Raw genomic sequence first — 22,893 nt, forward strand, 5'->3', positions numbered from 1 at the left:
TCGTTTACAACAGCTATTCGCTTCTAAATCTTCGCTACCGTCGGTGCTGAACCTTGAGGACGCGACTCCCCTGGCGCAAGCCGCTGAAATACGTAATGCGTCAGCAGCAGCCCGGTCATGCCCATTACGAAAATGATCATGGCCATGTAGCTGGAGTGCAGCACAGCACCAAGACTGATGCCAATAGCGCCGAAAGCGCCAGCGAACTGCCCAAGCAGGCCATTCACCGCCAAATACGAGCTCCGCGCTTGATCCTTCACGATACCAGCCAAATAAGCTTGTCTAATCGGTGTAAACATGAGCTCGCCAACCGTCGCTCCCAGCATCGATATGAGCAGCAGCCACACAGAGTTGCTGAAGCCGACGATCGTAAAGCCGAGCGTGTACAAAATAACGCCAATATACATTATTCGTGCCGGACGGAAACGGCGGACAAAACTGGCTGCCCAGATCGCGAGGCAGACGATAATGAGTGTGTTCTCGACCTGCAGCAGACTGACAAGCCTAATGCCTGTCAGGTCAAAGGTGAAATTGTCCAGCATGGAGAGCTGCTGGGGCTCGAACTCTTTTTGCAGGCGGACGCTAATGTAGTTGTACAAGTGAATTTCCAGCGAGCGAATGAGCATCCCGCTGACACTGTAGATAATAAACAGCTTGTCCTGCGCCACCAGCTTGTAATTCAGCACCATATTGCGAATGGGGCCGTTGCCACTGTACTGCAGCCGGCTTTCCGCATCTGGAAAATGAGTTTCCCGAATTAAAAATAACGTCAGCATAAGCGTAGCCAGGCTCGCTAGTCCCATAATCATAAACAGCTCGGTCCGATGCGTCGCAAACAGAAAGCCGCCGATCGGTGCGCCAATCGAAATCGATAAATTGATTGCCCAGAAGTTAACGCTATAAATAAAAGCGCGATTTTCCTTTGTGCTGACGTCAATCAGCATGGCCTCGGCCGCTGGATTAAACATGCCATTGCAAAGACTAAGCAGCAGCATCATGGAGAAGGTCAGCCAAGTGGAATCAAGAAATGGCGAGTTGGCAAGCGTCATGACAAGGACGGAAATAAAGCGGATCATTTGGGCGTATGCCATTACCTTTTTTCGTCCATAACGATCTGCCATATAGCCGCCGTACAGGCTCGCTGTAATTTGCACGAGCAAATTAATGAGCAGCAGAAGGCCCGCAATCCCCGCCCCCAGCCGCTGGGTAAAATAAATCGCCATAAACGGCAGGATCATCGCCTCTACGCAGCGGGTCAGGAAGGTCGTCAAAATCCGAATTTTAATATTGCGATCAAGCTGCATAAACATGATGGTTCTCCCCTCTCTCTATGTAGACTTAATTTTAGCTGGGAAAACGAGAATAAAAAGAGTAAGATTGAAATTAAAATTTCACCTTTTATGGGCAGCGCTTGCGCCAGCCTGAGCAAAGGACGGTTAGAATATGAAACATAAGGAGCATTATATTAGCCTGCTGTTATCGCTGCCCGGCAAACAGCATAAGGGAGCAGCAATACCGATTTCGATCGGCGAGCTGACGGAGGTGCTGAACTGTACGCCACGCAACGTCAAGCTTGTACTGCGCAGGCTGGTGGAGGAAAGCTTTGTCGCATGGAGCGCAGGGGTGGGACGCGGCCATATTTCGCAATTGACGGTTATCCGCGGGCTGGAGGATGTGCTAACGGAGCATTTTAACGAGCTGCTGGCGAAGGGAAAAATGAAGGAGGCCATCGATTTCATCTCCAGCAGCGAGCTTCCTCCCGCCTTGCGTGACAAGCTGCGCGCCATGCTGGAAAATCGCATGGGCTTCCAGTTGGAGCAGGCAGGTGCCGCCAATCTTGATGTGCTTCGGGTGACCGTGACGAGGAAGCTCGGCATCTTCGACCCAGCTTTTGCTTTTACCGTTACAGAGGTGTTTCTACTGGAGCAAATCTACAGCCGCCTGATCGACTTTGATTCGGCGTCGCAGCGCTTCCTGCCTTCGCTTGCCCATGCCTGGGAAAGCAATGACGACTACACGGCATGGACCTTTTATTTGCGCAAAGGAGTCCGCTTCCATCATGGACTGCTCCTAACAGCGGAGGATGTGCGGTTCACGCTGGAGCGTTTGCGTGAAGTGCATTCTCCCTCCTGCTGGCAATACGAGGACATTGCAGGCATTGAGATCGTCAGCGATTATTGCCTGATCTTCAGGCTGCGGCAGCCAAACCCGTTTCTGCTGCATTTTCTCAGCTGCGCGACCATGTCGATTTTGCCGCATGATGTGGCATTCTCCGAGCAGAAGATGCTTGGGACAGGCTCCTTCAAGCTGGTGGAAAATGCAGCGCAGGTGGTGCGGCTTGAAGCCTTCGACCACTATTTTCGCGAGCGAGCCTGGCTTGACCTTGTGGAAATTTGGCATATTCCATCGGATGCGCCGCGGGAGCGGCAGTTTTCCTTGCCGCATATGGATACCCCATCCGGAGACCATGCTGCGGAAAATAATAGAGCGATGGATTCCTTGCTTGATGGCTGCCGCTATTTAATTTTCAACTTCAGCATGCCGGGCATCCAGCACCAATCCTCCTTCCGCCAAGCGCTGCGGCTGCTGCTTGACCGCAAGCTGCTAATTGCGGAGCTCGGAGGCAATCGCGCCGTACCCGCAAACAGCTTTCTTGTCGCCAGCAGTGAACTGGCTTCATATGAATCTGGCTCGCTGGCTGATGCAGAGGCGCTGCTTCGGGAAAGCGGCTATGCCGGAGAAGTCATTCAGCTGTATCATCACGGCAGGCCTGTTGAACAGCAGGATATGCTTTGGCTGCAGCAGCGGGCAGCTGTTATTGGCCTTCGCCTGAAACTCCATCCCTATGTCATTGCAGAGGTCTCGCCGCAAAAGCTCGCGCAATCTGCCCATTTGATGCTGGCAACTGAGATACTGGAAAATGATACAGAAGTGGGCCTGCTTCGGCTTTTCTATAATGAAGACAGCAATTTGCATCATTTTCTGACTATGGAGCAGCGAAAGCAGCTGCGGAGCATCCTCGCCCGTTACGTCAGCCTCCCTTCCGCAGCCGAGCGCGCCCAAATTGTAGAGGAAGCCGAGCAATGGCTGCGGCAGGACAACTGGCTGCTGTATCTTTACCATTCCCGGTTCCAGACGCAGCTGCCGCTAGCCCTTCAAGGTCTGGCTATCGACTCCTTCGGCTGGCTGGATTTTTCTAAACTATGGATTAAAAAATAAGAGGGTATCTGGCGGTATTTCAGCTAGCTCCCCCCTATTATATCCGACAATTTCAATAGGTTAAGTAAATAATGATTGACAAGGAAACTTCTGGCACCTATCATGTAACTAATCAACTGGATGACCAGAGATTCAATGCAGCGACGATTGACCGCTGCCTTGGGTCTCTATTTTTTTGCCAAATGACAAGGAGGTGGAATGGAGCCATTTGCAGGCCAATATTGATGATTTTAACCGTAAAGCAGGAATCGACTGGACACCCGGAGATTCAATAAGGAGCGTGAAGTCACGCTCCTTATTGAATCTTTTTTTCTACGTCGGGCTCGAAGCAAATTTGAAGTATTACAAAAAAAATCGCCAAGGCAGACAGAGGATACAGACTACTCCTGTGCCCATGGCAACCGAAAAGGATGGTATTTTTCATGAAAAAGTTGACCGTTTCACTCGTTTCCGCAGCAGTTGTCCTTTCTGCAGTCACTTTGGCTGCCGTATCCGCAAACAGCCCGCAGCAGACTTCGGCTGTGCCTCAAGAGAATGTCGTTGCTTCAACGGATTCCAGCAACAAAGCACAAGTGCCAGCCAGCAACGCTGCCTCCACTGCAAGCCAGCAGCCAGCAGCCTCTGCTGCCCCAGCGGCTCAGAAAACTCAAAGCGTGTCACTTGCGGCAGCACCAGCCGAGAACAAGCAGGCAGCGGCTGAAACGGCGGTTGAAAAAGCAAATGCTGGAACGGTAACGACTGCTGCAGTTTCAGAATCATTACCAGCAGCATCACCAGCACCGTCCGCAGCAGCTGAGGTCACTGCCGGCAAAACAGCGACTAACCAGCCATCGGCCGTCGCTTCATCCGCAACTGTACAGCCAACCACGAACACAGTGGCAGCAACTCCGGAAGCAACCACTGCTCCTAAGACAGATGCGGCAGCCGTAAAGCCGACCAGCGCTCCCAAGACGGAAGGCGTAAAGCCTCAAGTAGCGAGCAAGCCAAAGACAGAAGCGGCAGCGCCTGAAGCTACCCAAGCACCGGTTGCTGAGCAAGCTCCTGCAAAAACGATTACCTTCGCTACGACAGAAGTCGTTCAAGCAGCGAAAACAACAAGCAGCGCTTCAACAGGAGCAGCGCAATCTACTTCTTCATCTTCATCAAGCTCATCATCCGGTAGTTCGCAGAATCCAGCTGCTTCTACGCCAGCTTCCTCTTCAGAGCAGGCACCCTCTTCCTCCTCTGACGATGAAGAAATTTGCCCGTAAGCAAAAAGCAGATTAGCAGCAGCAGTCGTTGTCATGATGTTCTGTAAACAATGAAATCCAATAAGCAGAGGTGCAAATAATGAAACGAAAATCTGTAATAAAGCAATGGATGGCAATGCTGCTCACAGCAGCATTGCTCGTTCTCCCCCTCCCCGTTGAGAAAGCGAATGCTGCGGCTTCTTACTCCGCAAGCGTTGCGAATACTTATAATTATTTTAATGATGTTTATCCACATTTGAATGATGACCAGCATGTTTATCAAACCGCTACATATGAAGATATCGTTCATCTGTTCGAGAGTGAAGGAAACTACGCCGTTCTAATCGGCGGCGCATGGAGTGAGCAGACTCAAGCCAATATCGGCTTCATTAATGAAGTGGCCAAAGAATACGGCGTAGCCACCATTTATAACTTTGACACGAAGCTTGATGGCGATACGCTGCAAATTGCTGATTCCAGCAATCCCTATGCTTTCAAATATGTTGATCTGGTTAACAAATATTTAACCAACCTCGATCTTTATGATAAAAATGACCCCGATCATAACGTCAGCTATATTAAAGATGGCAATCCGGTGGTCGCCAACAAGCTGGAGGCCCCCTTCCTATTCATTTACAACAAGGATCATAAGGACGGAAGCGGCAATAGCGCTCCCATCGTTGCCTATTTGGATGAAGCTCATGTCTGGGATGATTTCCTGACCAATGGCATAGTTGATCCCGCTAAGACGGAAGCTTATAAAGCATCGCTGCGGCCTGTATTCAGCTCCGTTGCGCAATTTGATACGATTGACGAGTCCGCCTATATTAAAGCGGCCTTCAACAAAAATTATGGCAATGAAAACCCGGGAAAGCCGCTGATTTTTGATGATCTGGATGGCGATCTCGTCCTTGAGCATGTGACCTATCACGAATTGAACAAGCTGCTCGACAGTGATGGCAGCTACGTCTTTCTGTTTGGTGGCTCATGGTGCCCAAATACACAGGCGGCCATCAAATATATCAACCAATATGCGAAGTCCTACAATATTAGCAAGGTTTATTTTTGGGATACGAAGCTGGATTCAGGGGTGACGGTTGCCAGCCCGACTAACAATCCGACTACTAACCCACATAATACGGAAACACTGCAGGTCAGGGCCAACAATCACCCTTATGCCAAGCTGTATGTGGATGTCGTGAATAAATATTTGACCAATATCAAGACGCAAAACAACACCGCAGCCAATCCTACAACCATCAGCTATACCGATGGAAGCGGCACGGTAGTGGTCGGAGATAGACTGCAAGTACCGTACCTTTTCACTTATAACAAAAATAACAAAGATGCGAACGGTGCGAGCGCCCCTATCCTTGGACATGTTGAGCTGATGTATTCTTGGACAAATATTCAGCCCGATTATGCCAGCAGCGGTTATGCGATTGGTGCAAGATACACCAACTATACCAATGCGTTGGATTCGTTATTTTATAGAGTAGAGGCCGTTCCAACAGGACTTGAAGGAGCAGCGCCTACCTCTGCAAGCAACAATGACGGAAAAATTACGGGTATCAAAAATAAAACGCTGGAATACAAGCTGGACGGAGCATCGGCTTACACACCAGCATCAGGCGAAGCGATTGCCAATCTCGCTCCTGGCACGTACAACGTACGCTATGCCGCCAAAGCAGGCTATCAGGGACCAACGACGGCCGCCGCTGGAGCAACAGCCATTTTATATAACGCTGGCGAATCGGTTAATGTGATCGTTCCCGCTTTCTCACAAGAGCAAGCGGCGCCTACAGGCCTACTCGGCGTTGCACCTACCACTCCAGCCAATGACGACGGGAAAATCACTGGCACCGTTCCAGGTCAGGAATATAAGCTGGCAGGTGTGACTGACTATGTTTATGCGCCAGATAACGAAATCACGGGTTTGGTACCGGGCATATATGAGGTCAGATTTGCAGCTGTTGATGGGGGCTTGGCGAGCGCAGCTGCTTCTGTCGAGGTTCCAGCATATGGCGAGCAAGCCGCCCCAACCGGGCTCGTGGGCATAGCGCCTACTTCGGCAGCTAACAATGACGGCCGGATTACAGGCACAACTACCGCTTTGCAATACAAGCAAGCTGGCGTTACCGATTATGTTTATGCGCCGGATGTGGAAATTTCCGGGCTTACTCCGGGTATTTATCAAGTCAGATACGCTGAGAAAGAGGGCTTCAACGCCAGCGCAGCGACGGACGTCGTCGTACCTGCATTTACACCTGCTCCAAGCAGCGGCGGTGGAGGAAGCGGCAGTGGCGGCGGCACGGGCTCATCTGGCGGCAGCACTCCTAATCCTGCTGCAGGTGGCAGTACAGAGCCGGATACAGCCGAATCCTCTACAGTTGTAGCATCGGCATCCGCCGTGGCAGTTAACGACAATGCAACGGGGGTCACAACCGCAACCCTGTCAGCAGCTTCCCTCGCAAGCCTTGCCGAGGCTTCCAAAAAGGCCGAGGCTGGAGGAAAAACAGCTATTGTGGAAATTAAAGTGGCGGCAACCGCCGAAACCAAAACAGCTGAGCTTATCCTACCAAGGAGCGCCTTAAATCAAATTTCTTCCGATACCAACGCTGTGGTAAGAATTGTCTACGCTAATGTCGGAACGATTATATTTGATGCTGCGGCGCTGAAAAGCATAACGTCAGCGTCAGATAGCGGAGATATTAGTATTCGCATAGCGAAGGTTTCGCTAACGGAGGAAGGCAAAGCTGTTCTTGGAGATCGCCCGGTCTATGACTTGTCCGTTAAGGCAGGTGACAGCCCGATTTCAGAATTTGGCGGGGGAAAAGCTGCGATCAGCACTCCCTACTCGCTGTTAACTGGAGAAGATCCGCTTGCAGTCATCGTCTATCATATTAATGGTTCCGGACAATTGGAAAATGTTCGCGGGAAATATAACGCAGCAACGGGCACAGTGGACTTTGTTACAACCCACTTTTCCCAATATATTATCGGATATAACAAGGTTACCTTTGCTGATGTGCCCGCAACAGCTTGGTATAGCGATGCGGTTGGCTTTCTGGCTGCCAGAAGCATCACCACTGGCACAGACGGAGCTTTATTCAGCCCGAATGCGGCAGTGACTCGCGGCCAATTCATCGTTTTATTGCTAAATGCTTTTGGCATTACGCCAGATAGCCAGGCTGCGGACAACTTCGCGGATGCAGGCAGCACTTATTATACCGGCTACCTGGCTGCGGCAAAACGTCTCGGCATTACGACCGGCGTAGGCGACAATCAATTTAAGCCGGATAACCAAATTACGCGGCAAGAGCTCTTTACACTGCTTTACCGCTCGCTTGACAAGCTTGGTGAGCTTGGCGAACTGCCTGAAGGCAACGCAAGCACATCCTTATCCCGCTTCAATGATGCTAATCAGATTGCCGGGTATGCACAAGAGGCTATTCAAAAGCTGGCCGATCAACAAATCATTTCAGGATCAGGTGGCAAAATCAACCCTGAAACGGTCTCCTCGCGCGCTCAGGTCGCACAGGTGCTGTACAATCTCCTGTCTAAAAACTAATCTAATCGCTGCAACCAGCCTATCAAATAAGGGCAGCCCCGCTAGTAGTTAAACACTACTGGCAAGGCTGCCCTTATTTCGATTAATCCAATACAACCGGCTTATCCGGCTGCTTCAAAAATTCGAACATCATCTTAATCTGCCGCTCCGTATTGCGCTGCACGGATAATGGAGGAAGCGCATCCTCTGCGAAAAAGCCAACGTCAGTCGTCTCCGGTCCAACCGCCGCTTCTCCGCCAATAATTTCACATTCAATAAACAGGTCGTAAATATGATAAATATCCGGTGGATGCTCATGCTTCTTTTTGTCCAGCACCGCGAGCAGCCGCTTTGGCTTGACTTTGAAGCCGGATTCCTCCCAAATTTCCTTTACCGCCACCTCAGATGGAGAAATGCCAACGTCCGCCCAGCCTCCCGGCATCGCCCACGCCTGATCCTGCTTTTCTTTGATCATTAAAATCCGCTCATCCTGGAACACAACGCCGCGAATGCCAACCTTCGGCGTCGCGTATCCCGTATCGCTGGCGAAAGTTAACGCGACCTGTTCCCGCTTCATGCCGGTAGCAAATGCCAGCATATCTACCGAAATAGCGCGAAGCTCCTCATATCGCTCGATATCGAAAGCATTTTCCGAATAGGCAAGCCCATTTTGAGCGAGTGCTTGAACCCGTTTTACCCACTCCAGCCACTGCTCGTCTGACGAATGGTTCATTCCACATTCCTCCGTATTTCTAAATCGTGCGGGTCGAGCTCATCAGATGCAAGCAAAACTCCAGATCAGCCTGCAAATGCTCCTTCATCAGCCGCTCGGCAAGCTCGCCGTCTCGGGCTTCGATCGCTTCATATATTTTCATGTGTTCATCTATAAGAAAAGGACGATTGTAATAAACGACCGTACGGCGGAAAAGATAAATAATGGACTGCATCTGGTCAATAATTTGCACCATGACCGGATTGTTGCTTGCTTTCACTATAATATCATGGAATGCTTCATTCGCCTTCATAATTTCTTCCAGCTCGCCCGTCTGCCCAATTACAACACATTCACGCAGCGCTGCCAGCTGATGGTCGGGAAGAAACGTTGCCGCACTGCGGGCTGCATGCCCTTCAAGCAGCATTCGAACCTGAAATCGGTTGCGCAAATCGCCTTCCGTCGGCGTGACAACCTTTTTGCCAACGATCAGTCCCTCTTGCTCCAGCTTGCGGATGGAGTCGCGAATCGGCGTTCGGCTGACGCCTAGTGAAGCGGCAAGCTTTTCTTCGACGACCTTGGTGCCTTGGGCAATTTCGCCGCGCAAAATCATGTCACGCATAATTTCATACGCCTGCCTGTAGGCGAGAGAAGGCTTTTTCTTGTCCTGCGTCATCTGATCCACCTCAATTATTTTAAAATCTTTATTATATAGAACCGCTGGAAAAAAGTATAGACTAGAAATCGATTTTAATATCCCCTATGATAATTGTATACAATTTTAAATAAAATGTATTCACTAATTACTTTTAAGTATACATTTAGCGAATGCGTCGGCCGTCCCTAGGAGCTATTTTTGTCGAAAGAAGCATTGGAGGTTAAAGCAAATATGAAACAAACCATTGGATTTATTGGCCTTGGCATTATGGGGAAACCGATGTCGCTCAATCTGCTCAAAGCAGGCTACACGGTGCATGTGTTCGATATTAACAAAGACGCGGTACAGATGCTTGTCGCAGCTGGCGCAGCAGAAGGCGTATCGCCGAAGGCGATTGGCGAGCAAGCGGATGTTATTTTCACGATGCTGCCTAATGCAAGCCATGTACAGGAAGTAGTTTTAGGAAGCAGCGGCATCGTTCAAGGGGCAAAGCGCGGGACGATTATTATCGATATGAGCTCGATCTCCCCTGTTGCCTCGCAAGAACTAGCCGGCAAGCTAGCGGAAGCAGGCATCGACATGCTGGATGCGCCTGTAAGCGGCGGAGAGCCCAAAGCAATTGATGGTACGCTTTCGATTATGGTCGGCGGCAAAGAGAGCGTTTTTGAAAGCGTTACAGAAATTTTGGCAGCGATGGGTAAGGATGTTGTGCATGTTGGCACTAACGGCAGCGGATGCACGGCTAAGCTGGCTAATCAGATTATCGTAAACCTGAACATTGCGGCGATGTCGGAGGCACTTGTGCTCGCAGCGAAAGCCGGAATTGATATTTATAAAATGTATTTGGCCATTCGCAGCGGCCTAGCAGGCAGCGCGGTATTAGATGCGAAGGTTCCTCTCATTCTTGAGCGCAATTTCAAGGCGGGCGGACGCATCGATATTAACCTTAAAGATATTACGAATGTGATGGAAACCGCTCATAACATCGGTGTTCCACTCCCGCTGACGAGCCAACTGCTGGAAATATTCCACGCGCTGAAGGTAGACGGCAAAGCGGGCGACGATCACGGCGGCATTGTCCAATACTACGAGAAGCTGGCTAACGTTGAAGTCAGGCCTTCCTAGGAAAAGGAGCAAACATATGATGACAGATACAACAAGCTTATCGCTTACGCAAATTGAAGCCGGACTGCCGAAGGAGTGGCAGGCTGGGGACTCTCGCCAGCAAATTCGCGCGCTGCAAGAAAGCCGAAACGCTAAAGTAATCGTCCTTGACGATGACCCCACTGGCGTGCAAACGGTTCATGATATTAATGTACTGACCCAGTGGGATGTGGAATTGCTGCGCGAGGCTTTCACCGAGCCGGAAAACGTGTTTTATATTTTAACCAATACGCGCGGCCTTGATGCGCAGGATGCTGAACGGATCAACCGTGAAATTGTGCAAAATGTTCACGCCGTTGCGAGCGAGCTGGGCACGGATTTTATTTTTGTCAGCCGCAGCGATTCAATGCTGCGCGGATATTATCCGCTGGAGACGGATGTGCTAGCTGAAGAACTTGCCCGCCTAACTGGCAAAATGATGGACGGACACCTCATCATTCCCGCTTTCTTCGAAGGCGGACGTTATACAGCGGCCAATATCCATTACATGCAGGATCAAGGTAAGCTGATTCCTGTCCATGAGACGGAATTCGCCAAAGATAAAGTGTTTGGCTATCAAAGCGGTGAGCTGACACAGTGGGTGGAAGAGAAAACGGAAGGCAAAATAAAAGCGGAGCAAGCGATTGTGCTTTCGCTGGAGCTTTTGCGCCAAGGACCAGATGCTGTTGAAGCAGCACTGCTAAGCGTCACTAACAACGCGCCGATTATTGTCAATGCGCTGAGCTATGCAGACATGGATGTATTGTCGCTCGCCCTTCTGCGTGCTGAGGCGAAAGGGAAACGTTTCCTCTATCGCACAGCCGCTTCTTTCGTAAAATCGTACGGCGGTTTCAGCAATCAGGATTATTTGCCGAAGGACAGGCTCATTGCTAATGGCCAGGAAAACCATGGTGGCATCGTCGTTGTCGGCTCTTATGTACAGAAAACGACGAAGCAGCTGGAGCAGCTCATTGCGCATGGCCCTGTTATTCCGCTGGAGATGAGCGTCGAGCTTATTTTGGATGAAGCGAAGCATCAAGTGGAGCTTGAGCGGATCATTGCCGAAGCGAACGAGAAGCTCGAAGCGGGTGAAAATGTTGTTGTATTCAGCAGCCGCAAGCTGATTGCCCGGGAAAACAAGGCTGACAATATGAAAATCAGCCAGACGGTTTCAGAAGCGCTCGTGCGCGTTGTACAGTCGCTGCAAGTAACACCGAAGTTTATCATCGCCAAAGGCGGCATTACATCAAGCGATGTAGCGACCAAAGGCCTTGCCATCCGCAAAGCCCGCGTTCTTGGTCAAGTGAGCGCCGGCATCCCGGTATGGCTGACTGGCAAAGAAGCCAAGTTTGCCGGCATTCCTTACATTGTCTTCCCTGGCAATGTCGGAAGCGAGACGACTTTGCTGGAGACGCTGCTCAAAATAGAAGGTTAAAGCGTCCCTGCCCCTGCACAAACAACCACCGTTTTGTGCCGTGCGATAAGAGGTTACAGAACTTGGCAGTGGGATATTAGCCGGTTTGCAAAAGAGCACGATGCTTTTTTGCAAGCCTGCATCCTGCTGTCCATAAAAACAAAGGTTGTTCGCTTATGTGGTGGTACGAAATGTAAGCGATATCAACAAAAAAAGGAATGAGTTTATGCTGATCACTACGAAACAAATGCTGCTTCAAGCGCAGCAAGGCGGCTACGCAGTAGCTGCATTCAATGTCTATAATCAGGAAACGGTACAAGCCGCGGTAAAGGCAGCCGAGCAGGAAAATCGTCCCGTCATTATTGCGCTGGGCGAGCGTTATTTTGACACCGTTGATGTGGAAGGCTTCGCGGCAATGGTACTAGCAATTGGCGCCAAAGCATCGATCCCGGTCACCCTGCATCTGGATCACGCTTATGAGAAATCCTCCATTATTCGTGCCATTCGCTGTGGCTTCTCTTCCGTCATGTACGACGGATCAAAATACGATTTTGAGGAAAACGTACGAAGAACAAAGGAAATTGTAGATATTGCCCATATGGCTGGTGTTGCGGTTGAAGCAGAGATTGGCTCCTTGTCCCGTGGCGCTTTCTCCGATGAGGAGGAAGGCGATGGCACACTGACCGATCCGAAGTCGGCTCAGGCTTTCGTAGAAGAAACGGGCGTTGATTTCCTCGCGGCTGCAATCGGCACCGTGCATGGCATGTATGAAGGCAAGCCGAACATTAATCTTGCGCTGCTGGAGCAAATTCGCGCCGCAGTAGACGTTCCGCTCGTGCTGCATGGCGGCTCCGGCACGCCGGATGACATCATTGTGCAGACAATCCAGCGCGGCATATGCAAAATCAATGTCAACACTGAAATTTCAATGGCAGCAACGAAGCAGCTGCAGCAATATGTTCCGCAAAACCCGAGCGCCCATCTCTCCACGATTATGGCGGAGATGCAGCACGCAATGGAGCCTGCGATGGCACGGTTCATCCGCTTATTTGCAAGCAAGGCGGGCAGCAGTACAAAAAGCAGCAATTAAACTAACAGGTGCAGCATGTTTTGCTCCCGCTACAGCTCCCGCTACCGATGCTGCTAAACATTTTAAGGAGGCTTATTATTAGCTATGTCAACTATATTCGGGTTAAGTCATGATGCAAGCTTGCTTCTCTATGCTTTTGTCGCCATTGTCGGCCTCATTGTGCTCATTGCCAAATTTAAAGTCAATCCATTCGTCTCGCTGATTATGGCGGCGCTGTTCATGGGCCTCATCTCGGGTATGAAGCTGCCGGATATCGTCACCTCGTTCCAGGATGGCGTTGCAAGCGTGCTCGGCTTTATCGCCATCGTGCTCGGCCTTGGTACCATGCTCGGTAAAATGATGGCCGAATCCGGCGGTGCCGAACGAATCGCCAAAACGATGGTTAAAGTGTTCGGTGAGAAAAATGTCCACTGGGCGATGATGGTTGTCGCACTCATTTGCGGTATTCCCGTGTTTATTCAGGTCGGTATCGTCCTGCTGATCCCGCTCGTGTTCGTAATTGCCAAGCATACGGGCACATCCTTGATCAAAATCGGACTGTCGCTCATCGCTGGACTTGCTGTTGTGCACAGCTTGATTCCACCGCATCCAGCAGCTATGCTTGCCGTTAGCATTTTCCAAGCGGATATGGGTAAAACGATTATGCTCGCCCTGCTTGTGTCGCTTCCTGCAGCGGCAGTCGCTGGCCCGATTTATGGTTCGTTTATTTCCAAGCGCATTAAGCTTGAGCCAAATGCCGAGCTTATGGCACAGTTTACTGAAAACAAGCAAAAAGAACTGCCAGGCTTCGGCATCACGCTATTCACTATCCTGCTGCCGGTTATGCTTATGCTGCTTGCAACGATTGTAAACTTGACACTGCCGGAAACAAGCTCCGTTCGCTCTGTCATTAACTTTATCGGCAGCCCGGTCGTCTCGCTGCTGATCGCCCTGCTGTTCTCGTTCTACTCGTTCGGGTTTGCTCGCGGCTTCAACAGCAAGGACCTGCTGAAATTCACTAATGATTGCCTAGGACCTGTCGCTTCAATCATTTTGCTTATTGGCGCAGGCGGCGGCTTCAATAAAATTTTGACTGCCAGCGGTGTAGGAGAAGCGATAGCTGGCTACGCGCAAATGGCCCATATGTCGCCACTCGTGCTCGGCTTCGTGATTGCCGGTTTGATCCGTGCAGCTGTCGGCTCCGCTACCGTAGCCATGACAACCTCCGCAGGTATCGTTGCGCCAATCGCCGCTTCAATGACTGGCGTCAGCCCCGAGCTGCTCGTGCTGTCCGTCGGCGCTGGTTCGATTATGCTGTCGCATGTCAACGATTCAGGCTTCTGGCTCGTAAAAGAGTTTTTCGGCATGACCGTGCAGCAAACGCTGAAGACTTGGACGGTTATGGAAACGATCCTATCATTCGTCGCTTTTGCGGTCGTTATGGTGCTTAGTATATTTATTTAAACGAACTGAGGGGATTAACGGGGGGGACTGGGCTGCGCTGCGTGAAAGGGTTGGCTTTCGATCGCGGTTGCTCCGGGGTCTGGTCGAATTTTACAGCTATAACGGTAAAATTTGACCAAACCCCTCCACAAAGGCGAACGCTACGCTTCTCAAGCTCAACCCTTTCACTCCGCTCCACCCTCCCTCCCGGTTCATCCGGTTTAAAACAACATACACCGCAAAGGAGCCTCTCGCAGGCTCCTTTTTTAATTTTAAGAAATCTATTCGCCAGTCAATAACTCGGCGAATAATGAAAGACGAGAGACGAAAGATAAAAGATAAGAGATAAAAGATAAGAGATAAGAGATTAGGGAAGAGAGACAAATCGCGAATTGTTTGAGATCGGGGAGTCGTTCCTAGTATACTAAAGGAAGTAAGTAACTTTTTGATAGAACAGGATGTGTTGACCTTGGATTGGGCTTCCCTCTTATCATTTCTAGGCGTTGCGGTGCTGCTTACCTTAATGCCGGGACCAGACAATTTGTACGTACTCACCCAAAGCATCGCCCGTGGCAAAAAAGCAGGAATCATCACCACACTCGGGCTATGCACCGGTCTCTTCGCCCATATTTCCGCAGCCGCTCTCGGCATCTCCGCGATTGTCTACCAATCGGCAGTTGCCTTTGCCGTCGTGAAATATGCCGGTGCCGCCTATTTGCTCTATTTGGCCTATAAAGCGTTTCGGCAAAAGCAATCGCCCCTTGCGCTCGGCACAGCCGATGAGCTGGCGTATGCCTCCCTATACAAGAAAGGCATCTTCATGAGCATGCTCAATCCTAAAGTCTCCTTGTTCTTTCTGGCTTTGCTGCCGCAATTCGTCAATGAGGCGAATGGCTACGCTTCTTTGCAAATGATTGCGCTGGGACTCGTGTTCATGCTGCAAGCTATCATTATTTTCATCCTAATCAGCATGTTTGCCGATGTGCTGCGCCGGTTTATTTTCAAACGTCCACGCCTGTCTAGCAAAATGAATATCGTCGAAGGCTCCGTGTTCGGCCTAATCGGCCTCAGCATCGCCTTCAGCAGAAAAAGCTAAATACGTAAAAGCACAGAAAGAGACATAAAAGGGAGAGTTATCATGTTTATTGTTATGGGTATTGTCATGCTTGCCGTTTTCGGCTCGCTCGTTTTTTATCAAAGCTGGAGCATTTGGCGGTGGCTGAAGCCGCTCCACACGAAGTCACGCAAGCTCATTTATATAATCGTCGCCGCTGCGCTGCCCTGCGTCTTTATTGCCGCGATGGTTTCGCAAAATGCTATTTTAATTGCCATTGGCATGTACTGGCTCGCTATTTTTTGCTTATTACTGCTCATTATTCCATCCGTACAGCTCATCGCAAGACTGCTGCGCTTTACGTCATTGCCGCGCGAGTCGGTGTTCAAATGGTCCGGCATTGCCGTCCCCATACTGCTCATTACACTGCTTGGCTACGGTTCGTTTCTAGCTTATAGCCCCGTTGTCCGCACGTATGATATTACGATTCCCAAAGGCGCACAAGACGGCGACTCAGCGAATAACAATTTAAAAATCGTCATGGCCTCCGATATGCATTTTGGCATTTTGTCCGGCAAAGATCATGCCATCCGTCTCGTCGATCGCATTAATGAGCTGAAGCCCGACATCGTGCTGTTTCCTGGCGATATTTTGGATGATCAAATCCGGCCTTATTTGGACAATGGCATTGATAAAATCATGGCAGCTATCGAAGCGCCATATGGTGTATACGCCTCGCTCGGCAATCATGATAAATACAATGGGCATATCGAGGACATTATTAACGCCGTTGAAGCAGGCGGCATGCAGGTGCTTTATGATGAGTCGGTTACCATAGATGACCGTTTCACCCTGCTTGGACGCAAGGATCATTCCGATCATGAGCGTGCGCCGCTAAGCGAGCTCGTTCAAGGCATGGATGCCGCCAAGCCGCTCATTTTGCTGGAGCATCAGCCTTACGATTTCGATATTGCCGATGAGCTCGGCGTTGATCTGATGGTGTCAGGCCATACGCATCACGGCCAAATATTTCCGGCGAATTTCATTACGCAGCTCGTGTTCGAGAATGACTGGGGCTATTTGAAAAAGGAAAAGCTGCAATCGATCGTTTCCTCCGGCTTTGGCTTCTGGGGACCGCCGATCCGCCTCGGCTCCCGCTCTGAAATCGTGGAAATCAATGTGACGTTTAGCAGCAAAGGGGCTGAATAGTCCCATATGGGAAACCGATAATACGGTAGAATACATTCTTGTCTTGTCTGCTTATAGATAAGTATAAAAAAACAAAAAGAAGTGGTTATCCCTTCTTTTTGTTTTTTACTACCTTAATTCTAATTAAATGCTCCATTTTCAATTCTTGTTAGTGGTTGGTAAGATCAATGACAGAATTTTCAATTCGTTGCTTAAGCTCCTCCGTTAGTTGGAATAATAGGTTTCCTTCACTGTCCTCAAAGCGCTCAATTTGGCTGTCTACAGCAAACACATTCTCTGCGAAGTATTTAGCCCCCATTGAGGCTAATATAGGCTTTACTGCATAGTCGATTGACAAAAGGTTAGAAATCGTTCCTCCTACAAAGTAGGCAGCAATAATTTTATCTTTAAAACCCTTTTCAGGTAATAAGTCGATATATGCCTTTATGACTCCCGTAAAAGTTGTTTTGTATACTGGACTTGCAATAATGATTCCTGCTGCCTCTGCAACTTTTAAATTTGAAGCTAAAATAGACTCGCTGTTAAAATTAGCATGCATTAAATCTTCTGCAGGCAATGATGCCACATTAATGATGGATACTTCGTATTCGTTATCAAGCAGTATTTTTTTTGCATAATTTATAACACCATTGACACGTGATTTTTCATTTGGACTTCCGGAAATGATCGTTATTTTTTTCATAGGATTGCACCTGCTTCTCGTCTTAATCTTTTAGAAGTGGAGCAGCAGAAATTGTAAATACATGCTGCGGGGGCAACCCAAAAAGTATTCTTCCATACAACTCCAGACCGGTAGATGCCGTAGTAAGTGCATGGTTTGCACCACCTCGAATATCACGGTATATTTGGGACAGCGGATTGGAATCAGCAATAACGCTGCCTCCGCTTTCTACCATCACCATATCGACTGCATCGGTACATAACATAGCTGCATATCCGATATCCGTTTGGATTTGCGCAAACTCTTTTTTACTAAATGGTTCCCCACTTTTCATATGGTTCTCCAAATTTTCGACGGATCGATTGATGTGCAGATGTGCAGATTCAATTTTCATAGCAGCAAGTCCTACTTTATATTGAATATGCCCAACCTCTGCCTGGGATCTGTGGATGGTCAACGTAATTCCTTTTCTAGGCGCTGTATCAACAAAATATTCCAATGCACCCCTGGCTAGACCAAGTATGGCGCCTATACCCGTTGTAAGACTGGATATTATATTGGCATACGGCCTGTAACGATCTATCCCTTGTAATTGTCGCAACATGGAACTCGAAGCATTTATAACCTCTTGATCTTGAACGACTACATACTGTTCCTCAATAAATACATTATTAATTTCCAAGCTATTGCTTGCGGAACCTTTTAAGCTCATTGTGTACCAGTCATCTATAATTGTAATTTGATTCATTGGGACAACAGCCAGCATCATTCCTGGATTCTCCTGCATGCCTTTAAGGTCCCTTAAATTTAACAAGGCATGTGTTGCGTGCTTAGAACCCGAACCAAATCCCCATAATCCATGCTCAATAAAATAACCCCCCTCTGTTTTTCTTACAATGGCTTTACGTGCTTGCAGGACTGAACAGAATCGTATTTCCTCTTCATGCTTAAAAATCGAATCCAGCACTTCTGAAGTCAAGCACAGAGAAGCGTTAAAGTTATTTCCATTTATGATTTGGACTACCCAGCCCACAGAACCGTTTCCTTTCGCCACTTCAGAAATAATTTCAATTAATGCTCGAATACTAACTTCATGACCGCCATACTTTTTTGGAGTTCCAAGCTTAAATAGTCCTGCCTGGGAAATTTTCTGAATAAGCTCCTCAGGTATATGTCTATCCCCATCAATTTTTCTTCCAAATTCTCGCAGAACCGGAACCAAATCTGTTGCATTTTGAAGCAATTGCTGCTCTTCAGCAGTGAGTTTATTGACTGCACCTAAATTTTCCATTAGAAACACTCCTTTTTATATACACTTGTATATTTAATTGCTATTTATAGCTTAAATACTACGGTGTATAATAAAAGAGGTCAAAGAGCAGTTTCGTAAAAGTGTCGATTAACCATACAGATGGGGGATTTTATATGGGTAAGGAGAAATTGGATCTTAGGATTAGAAGAACTCATAAGCTGCTCTACAATGCATTGTTATCTTTAATGGAGAAGCAATCCTTTGAGGCAATAACCGTACAGCAAATTTGCGACTTAGCTATGGTCCATCGGACCACATTTTATACTCATTTCAATGACAAGTATGATCTGCTCTCACGTACGTTGAGACAAATTGCTGAGGAAGAGTTTATGCTAAATAAGCGTACACCCCCTGAAATTTTTCATGACCTCTTCGACATTGCAACTAAACATAAAAGCATATTTTCACAGCTATTATCAGAAGAAAGGAACTCCCTGCGTAATATTATGCGGAGAGAAATGGGTGCAGGTATTAAAGAGCATTTAAATACTACTTTTCAATTGAACAGCAGCTCCATAAATACTGAAATAGTGGCAGAAGCGCATATCGGTGCCATTCTGGGCGTACTAAATTGGTGGATTGAAAACAAGATGCCTATTGATCAAGGCGAAATTTATAAAGTGTTAGAGGATTGGGATTTCTCTGTATTCAACAATAAAAAACAGCGAACACCGCTATAAATGGCGTCCGCTGCTTGCGCTAACGATAAGCGCTTTGCGCATAATCATCTTTTTCACTTTGTCTCGGCGCTCATTCTCTGGCTGAAGGTGGAAGGCCTTCTCGCATCCCATGGCAAGCAGCGCCTGTTTGCCCGCCTCAGCAGCAAGCCTCTCATCCTGCAAAATATAATAGGCCAGCTGATAGCTCCATGTTTCCAGCTCTCTGAGCGCCTCGATCGTTTGATCCAGGCTGACTGCTGCTTGCATGCTTTGCACCTCACCCTCTTTTTTGGGACGTTTGCTAGTCTATTCTTTAATGCTCATATTATTTAGCGCCATATCGCTTAAAGCGATCTGTCTCTCTTCCTCGCTGCCCTCAGCCGTCACACTGCCTTTATATAAAGGCTCGCCAGTTGCAGCATTCATTACCACAACGGTTCGAGCATTTTCCTTAGCGAGCAAAACATAAAGACGCTCTCCATTAATAGAAAAGCTCTGCAATTCGCCCTCGCCAATCTGACTTGACAACAGTGACCAAGTCTCACCTCGTCTTTCCCCTGTTTCCAGACTGTAACGCGATACCGCAATCAGCGTCTCATTGTAATTTGTAAAATAGAGGTCACCGCCTGAAATGTAGCGTCCCCCCATTCTACGCGCATCCAATTTCTGCATTTCATCCGGCAAGCGCTTCGTTATCCCGCTCTTATACGAATACACATAAAGCTCTGCCGGAACGCTTGTCGGAACGCTGCTGCTGTTGGCTTCTCCCGTCTGTTCCTGCATAACGATACTTAAAACAAAATAATCATGGGGTGCTGTATAATCACTTTGGGTGGTTGCAGATGAAAGGGGAGTCAGCTTGTTCCCAGCAGCATCTACAAATTCCACAGCAATTCTTTTAATGAGCTGACCGCTAGCCGAATCGATTATATAATCAAAATACTGGCTTGCTCCTGACGGCCTATTGTCTGTTTCATATTGGTTTACCATCACATGAAGACCATCTGCTTGCAGCTGTACATCATATATGGTGGCATCCTCTCTCATGCCTTGCTGAGATAGAGGAGTTAATGCAATCGAATAGTCTGCGACCTTGCCAGTGCTTCGATTCAGTATCTCTACCTCTATCGTTCCTTCCGGGTCACTTGTAGCCGAATTGTATGGAATTTCCGCATAGGCTAACCAGTCCTGATCCTGATAAAAGCTGCCTATCTCCGCTTTGCCCCGCATGAAAGCGGGATATTTTTCAATAAGCTCTCTCATGCCCTCTTGCTCATAAAACCACTCACGTGCATCAGTTATATACGATTCATAAAGGGACTTTCTACTCCTATACTCACTGCCATGTACAGTTAAATTCAGAGGCTGCGAGCCCTTCCCGCCTATATAAGAACCGACTAATACCAGATTGGCCGCTTCATTCGCATCCCCTTCCAGCGTCTCTAATCGATATTCCGGCAAGTGATCCGCCGATCCAAAAGCATAATACGTGCTGAACCCTGCTGCTGCGAGCAGGACGAGCGCCAGTGTCGTTACATAACGTTTCATCTTGCTCCCCCTTATACGGTAATCTTTTTATTTAACAGCCTGATGCTGAGCCATACGGATACCAAAACGAGAATGGCGGTCAACGCCAGCATAATAGAATAAGTTTCCCCTGGATATAAATAGGAAGCCGCACTCCCCGGTCGCTGCAAAGTAACGGGAGCCAACAGCGCAGCACCGCATACGAACACATAAATAACGGCATAACCAATGCCAATAACCCGATAGCTTCGTTCCAGCAAAATAACTGTAAAAGCAGCAAGTACGGTCAAAATCCCGATCCCGTAGGCCATCACAAACGCATCAAACTGGCCTGGAAAGAGCACTTTCAGCGCTTGATTTTGCAAAATCGCCTGCGACAAATAGGACGGATCACGCAGTCCCTCTGGTATTACCAGATTAAAAAACATCATCTCAAGCGGGAGCAGCAGCAGCTGGAAGGAAACGAGTCCGAACGTAAACAGCAGAATTGCCGTCAGCTTCGCTGCGTAAATGGAGCCTCGGTTACCCGGCAGCATCAGCAGCCGATAAATAAACGTATCGCGCCCCAGCCAATCACGGTACCAAATGAGAAAAACATATGCGGCGATAACCACAATGCTGATCAGCACCGGAAGGACAAACCAAAATTGATTGCTGAACATCAGCTCATTAAACGTCAGCTTCCCGGTTTCAGAGAAAGGGTGATACGTAATTAATTTCTCACTCCAGCCGGGGCTCGTTCTAATACTGCGCTCACTAAGCGACCACAGCAGCACTACTCCAAATTGCACGAGAATCGTTAACGCCATTAATCCGCCAAGCAAATAGCGGAAGCGGTGCACTTCCATATGTACCAGCTTTAAATAAAACTTCAAGCCTGATACACCTCCTTCATAACATCCACAATCGACTTGGCTTCCTCCATACGAAGCTGCTCACAGTAGAAATCGCGGCATACCGCACCATTTTGCAGCAGCACCGCCCGATCGATGAGATGTTCTACGTCTGCAATCTCATGCGTCGTAATTAATACACCGCGATCTTCAATCAAATGGCTCGAAAAAACTTCTGTAATGAGCGCACGGCTGAACATATCAATGCCGGAAAACGGCTCATCCATCAGCACGTATTCGGTATCCAGTGCCAGCCCTAGCAGCAAATTGAACTTCGCCGCCGTCCCTTTAGACAAATTGCCGATTCGTTCTTTACCCTCCAGTTGAAAAAAGCTCATCAGTTCCTTTGCCCGCTCTTCATTCCAGCTGCGATAAAAATCCGCCATGAACACCATTGCTTCATCCAGCTTCATCGCAGGCGGCATCGTCAGATGATCTGGGATAAAAGAAATTTTCTCATACCGCTCTCTGCCAAGCTTTTGCCCATCGATTATGATTTCGCCCTTGCGAAATGGTGTCAGCCCCATAATAGCCTTCATAATAGTCGACTTGCCTGCACCATTCGTGCCGATCAGGCAGGTTATTTCGCCCTTCTCGATTTGAAAGGAGACTCCGTCCAGCACCTTGCGCCGACGATATTTTTTATGGATATCCCGCACCTCAATCATGCTGCACCCCTCCTCCCTGCGTTCCGCCATTCAACTGCTTATCCTCTGTATACTTATGCTTGACCAGCTCCAGCAGCTCCTCTACCGGAACGTCGATTTTACGAACAGAGGCAACGAAGGCCTCGACAGCTTCGCCAATCAGCTCTGCGCGAATGGCCCGCAATACGTTCTCGTCCATAGTAATCCGGCTTGGCGAGTTTCCTTCTGTTACGATCAACTGCTGTTCCTCCATTTCCTTATAAGCCTTCTGCGCCGTATTAGGGTTGATCTTCAACAGTGCGCCGAGCTCCCTTCGCGAAGGAATGATTTGTCCGGCTTCCATTTTCCCAATGACCAATTGCTCCTTAAAAAACTTGACGACCTGCAAGTAGACCGGGTCACGGCCATTGAAAGCGACTTCCGTCCAGCCTTCATTTGTCTTCATCCCGTTACCTCTCATTCTTGTTCCAGCGTGTGTACCAAGTAGTTCATAC

General features: G+C 48.6%; 21 protein-coding genes. 11 read left to right on the forward strand and 10 right to left on the reverse strand.

Going from position 1 to position 22,893, the window contains the following annotated elements:
• Positions 1 to 23: 23 nt before the first annotated feature.
• On the reverse strand, positions 24 to 1,310 hold the full coding sequence (locus AC50YG_RS08345; protein WP_494826051.1) for an MDR family MFS transporter: 1,287 nt from the start codon (positions 1,308 to 1,310) through the stop codon (positions 24 to 26).
• Positions 1,311 to 1,443: 133 nt separating this feature from the next.
• On the opposite strand from AC50YG_RS08345, the gene AC50YG_RS08350 reads away from it, so the two are divergent.
• The 4 genes from AC50YG_RS08350 to AC50YG_RS08365 all read left to right on the forward strand — a co-directional run bounded on the left by AC50YG_RS08350 (position 1,444) and on the right by AC50YG_RS08365 (position 8,019).
• The gene (locus tag AC50YG_RS08350; protein WP_494826053.1) at positions 1,444 to 3,219 is read left to right on the forward strand and encodes an ABC transporter substrate-binding protein; all 1,776 of its coding nucleotides are present in this window, start codon (positions 1,444 to 1,446) and stop codon (positions 3,217 to 3,219) included.
• Between the two features lie 71 nt (positions 3,220 to 3,290).
• Positions 3,291 to 3,494 (forward strand): hypothetical protein, encoded by a 204-nt coding sequence (locus tag AC50YG_RS08355; protein ID WP_494826055.1) that lies wholly within the window; start codon positions 3,291 to 3,293, stop codon positions 3,492 to 3,494.
• A 147-nt stretch (positions 3,495 to 3,641) separates the two neighbouring features.
• Entirely contained in the window at positions 3,642 to 4,469 is an 828-nt protein-coding gene (locus AC50YG_RS08360) for a hypothetical protein (RefSeq protein ID WP_494826056.1), read from the forward strand.
• Positions 4,470 to 4,548: 79 nt separating this feature from the next.
• Complete coding sequence (locus AC50YG_RS08365; RefSeq protein ID WP_494826058.1) at positions 4,549 to 8,019, forward strand: S-layer homology domain-containing protein; 3,471 nt, start codon at positions 4,549 to 4,551, stop codon at positions 8,017 to 8,019.
• Between the two features lie 82 nt (positions 8,020 to 8,101).
• Here the strand turns inward: AC50YG_RS08365 and AC50YG_RS08370 are convergent, their stop codons facing one another.
• Together AC50YG_RS08370 and AC50YG_RS08375 are read right to left on the reverse strand one after the other, a co-directional pair.
• Positions 8,102 to 8,731 (reverse strand): NUDIX hydrolase, encoded by a 630-nt coding sequence (locus tag AC50YG_RS08370; RefSeq protein WP_494826060.1) that lies wholly within the window; start codon positions 8,729 to 8,731, stop codon positions 8,102 to 8,104.
• Between the two features lie 19 nt (positions 8,732 to 8,750).
• Entirely contained in the window at positions 8,751 to 9,386 is a 636-nt protein-coding gene (locus AC50YG_RS08375) for a GntR family transcriptional regulator (RefSeq protein ID WP_494826062.1), read from the reverse strand.
• A 195-nt stretch (positions 9,387 to 9,581) separates the two neighbouring features.
• On the opposite strand from AC50YG_RS08375, the gene garR reads away from it, so the two are divergent.
• The 6 genes from garR to AC50YG_RS08405 all read left to right on the forward strand — a co-directional run bounded on the left by garR (position 9,582) and on the right by AC50YG_RS08405 (position 16,700).
• Positions 9,582 to 10,493 (forward strand): 2-hydroxy-3-oxopropionate reductase, encoded by a 912-nt coding sequence (gene garR / locus AC50YG_RS08380; protein WP_494826370.1) that lies wholly within the window; start codon positions 9,582 to 9,584, stop codon positions 10,491 to 10,493.
• A 16-nt stretch (positions 10,494 to 10,509) separates the two neighbouring features.
• Complete coding sequence (locus AC50YG_RS08385; RefSeq protein ID WP_494826064.1) at positions 10,510 to 11,946, forward strand: four-carbon acid sugar kinase family protein; 1,437 nt, start codon at positions 10,510 to 10,512, stop codon at positions 11,944 to 11,946.
• 205 nt (positions 11,947 to 12,151) lie between these two features.
• Positions 12,152 to 13,015: a class II fructose-bisphosphate aldolase gene (locus AC50YG_RS08390; RefSeq protein WP_494826065.1), complete on the forward strand. Its 864-nt coding sequence runs from the start codon at positions 12,152 to 12,154 to the stop codon at positions 13,013 to 13,015.
• An 84-nt stretch (positions 13,016 to 13,099) separates the two neighbouring features.
• Positions 13,100 to 14,458, forward strand: a complete 1,359-nt coding sequence (locus AC50YG_RS08395; RefSeq protein ID WP_494826067.1) for a GntP family permease — start codon at positions 13,100 to 13,102, stop codon at positions 14,456 to 14,458.
• 448 nt (positions 14,459 to 14,906) lie between these two features.
• Complete coding sequence (locus AC50YG_RS08400; RefSeq protein ID WP_494826372.1) at positions 14,907 to 15,533, forward strand: LysE family translocator; 627 nt, start codon at positions 14,907 to 14,909, stop codon at positions 15,531 to 15,533.
• 42 nt (positions 15,534 to 15,575) lie between these two features.
• On the forward strand, positions 15,576 to 16,700 hold the full coding sequence (locus tag AC50YG_RS08405) for a metallophosphoesterase (RefSeq protein ID WP_494826068.1): 1,125 nt from the start codon (positions 15,576 to 15,578) through the stop codon (positions 16,698 to 16,700).
• A gap of 148 nt (positions 16,701 to 16,848) precedes the next feature.
• Here AC50YG_RS08405 and ssuE read toward each other — a convergent pair whose 3' ends face one another.
• On the reverse strand, positions 16,849 to 17,382 hold the full coding sequence (ssuE, locus tag AC50YG_RS08410; RefSeq protein WP_494826070.1) for an NADPH-dependent FMN reductase: 534 nt from the start codon (positions 17,380 to 17,382) through the stop codon (positions 16,849 to 16,851).
• A 22-nt stretch (positions 17,383 to 17,404) separates the two neighbouring features.
• Positions 17,405 to 18,652 (reverse strand): acyl-CoA dehydrogenase family protein, encoded by a 1,248-nt coding sequence (locus AC50YG_RS08415; protein WP_494826072.1) that lies wholly within the window; start codon positions 18,650 to 18,652, stop codon positions 17,405 to 17,407.
• A 134-nt stretch (positions 18,653 to 18,786) separates the two neighbouring features.
• Between AC50YG_RS08415 and AC50YG_RS08420 the strand changes: the two genes are divergently transcribed.
• On the forward strand, positions 18,787 to 19,353 hold the full coding sequence (locus AC50YG_RS08420) for a TetR/AcrR family transcriptional regulator (RefSeq protein WP_494826073.1): 567 nt from the start codon (positions 18,787 to 18,789) through the stop codon (positions 19,351 to 19,353).
• Here AC50YG_RS08420 and AC50YG_RS08425 read toward each other — a convergent pair.
• From AC50YG_RS08425 to AC50YG_RS08445, 5 genes are read right to left on the reverse strand one after another with little or no spacing between them, the layout of a single operon-like run.
• Positions 19,348 to 19,608, reverse strand: a complete 261-nt coding sequence (locus AC50YG_RS08425; RefSeq protein WP_494826074.1) for a hypothetical protein — start codon at positions 19,606 to 19,608, stop codon at positions 19,348 to 19,350. The genes AC50YG_RS08420 and AC50YG_RS08425 overlap by 6 nt on opposite strands.
• A 30-nt stretch (positions 19,609 to 19,638) precedes the next feature.
• On the reverse strand, positions 19,639 to 20,880 hold the full coding sequence (locus AC50YG_RS08430) for a hypothetical protein (protein ID WP_494826076.1): 1,242 nt from the start codon (positions 20,878 to 20,880) through the stop codon (positions 19,639 to 19,641).
• Positions 20,881 to 20,891: 11 nt separating this feature from the next.
• The gene (locus tag AC50YG_RS08435; RefSeq protein ID WP_494826077.1) at positions 20,892 to 21,734 is read right to left on the reverse strand and encodes a hypothetical protein; all 843 of its coding nucleotides are present in this window, start codon (positions 21,732 to 21,734) and stop codon (positions 20,892 to 20,894) included.
• Positions 21,731 to 22,420: an ABC transporter ATP-binding protein gene (locus AC50YG_RS08440; RefSeq protein ID WP_494826078.1), complete on the reverse strand. Its 690-nt coding sequence runs from the start codon at positions 22,418 to 22,420 to the stop codon at positions 21,731 to 21,733. The genes AC50YG_RS08435 and AC50YG_RS08440 overlap by 4 nt, the downstream gene beginning before the upstream one ends.
• Positions 22,413 to 22,844: a GntR family transcriptional regulator gene (locus AC50YG_RS08445; RefSeq protein ID WP_473756797.1), complete on the reverse strand. Its 432-nt coding sequence runs from the start codon at positions 22,842 to 22,844 to the stop codon at positions 22,413 to 22,415. Before AC50YG_RS08445 ends, AC50YG_RS08440 begins: the two co-directional genes overlap by 8 nt.
• Between the last annotated feature and the right edge of the window lie 49 nt (positions 22,845 to 22,893).

Source organism: Paenibacillus sp. J31R34 (assembly GCF_059383715.1).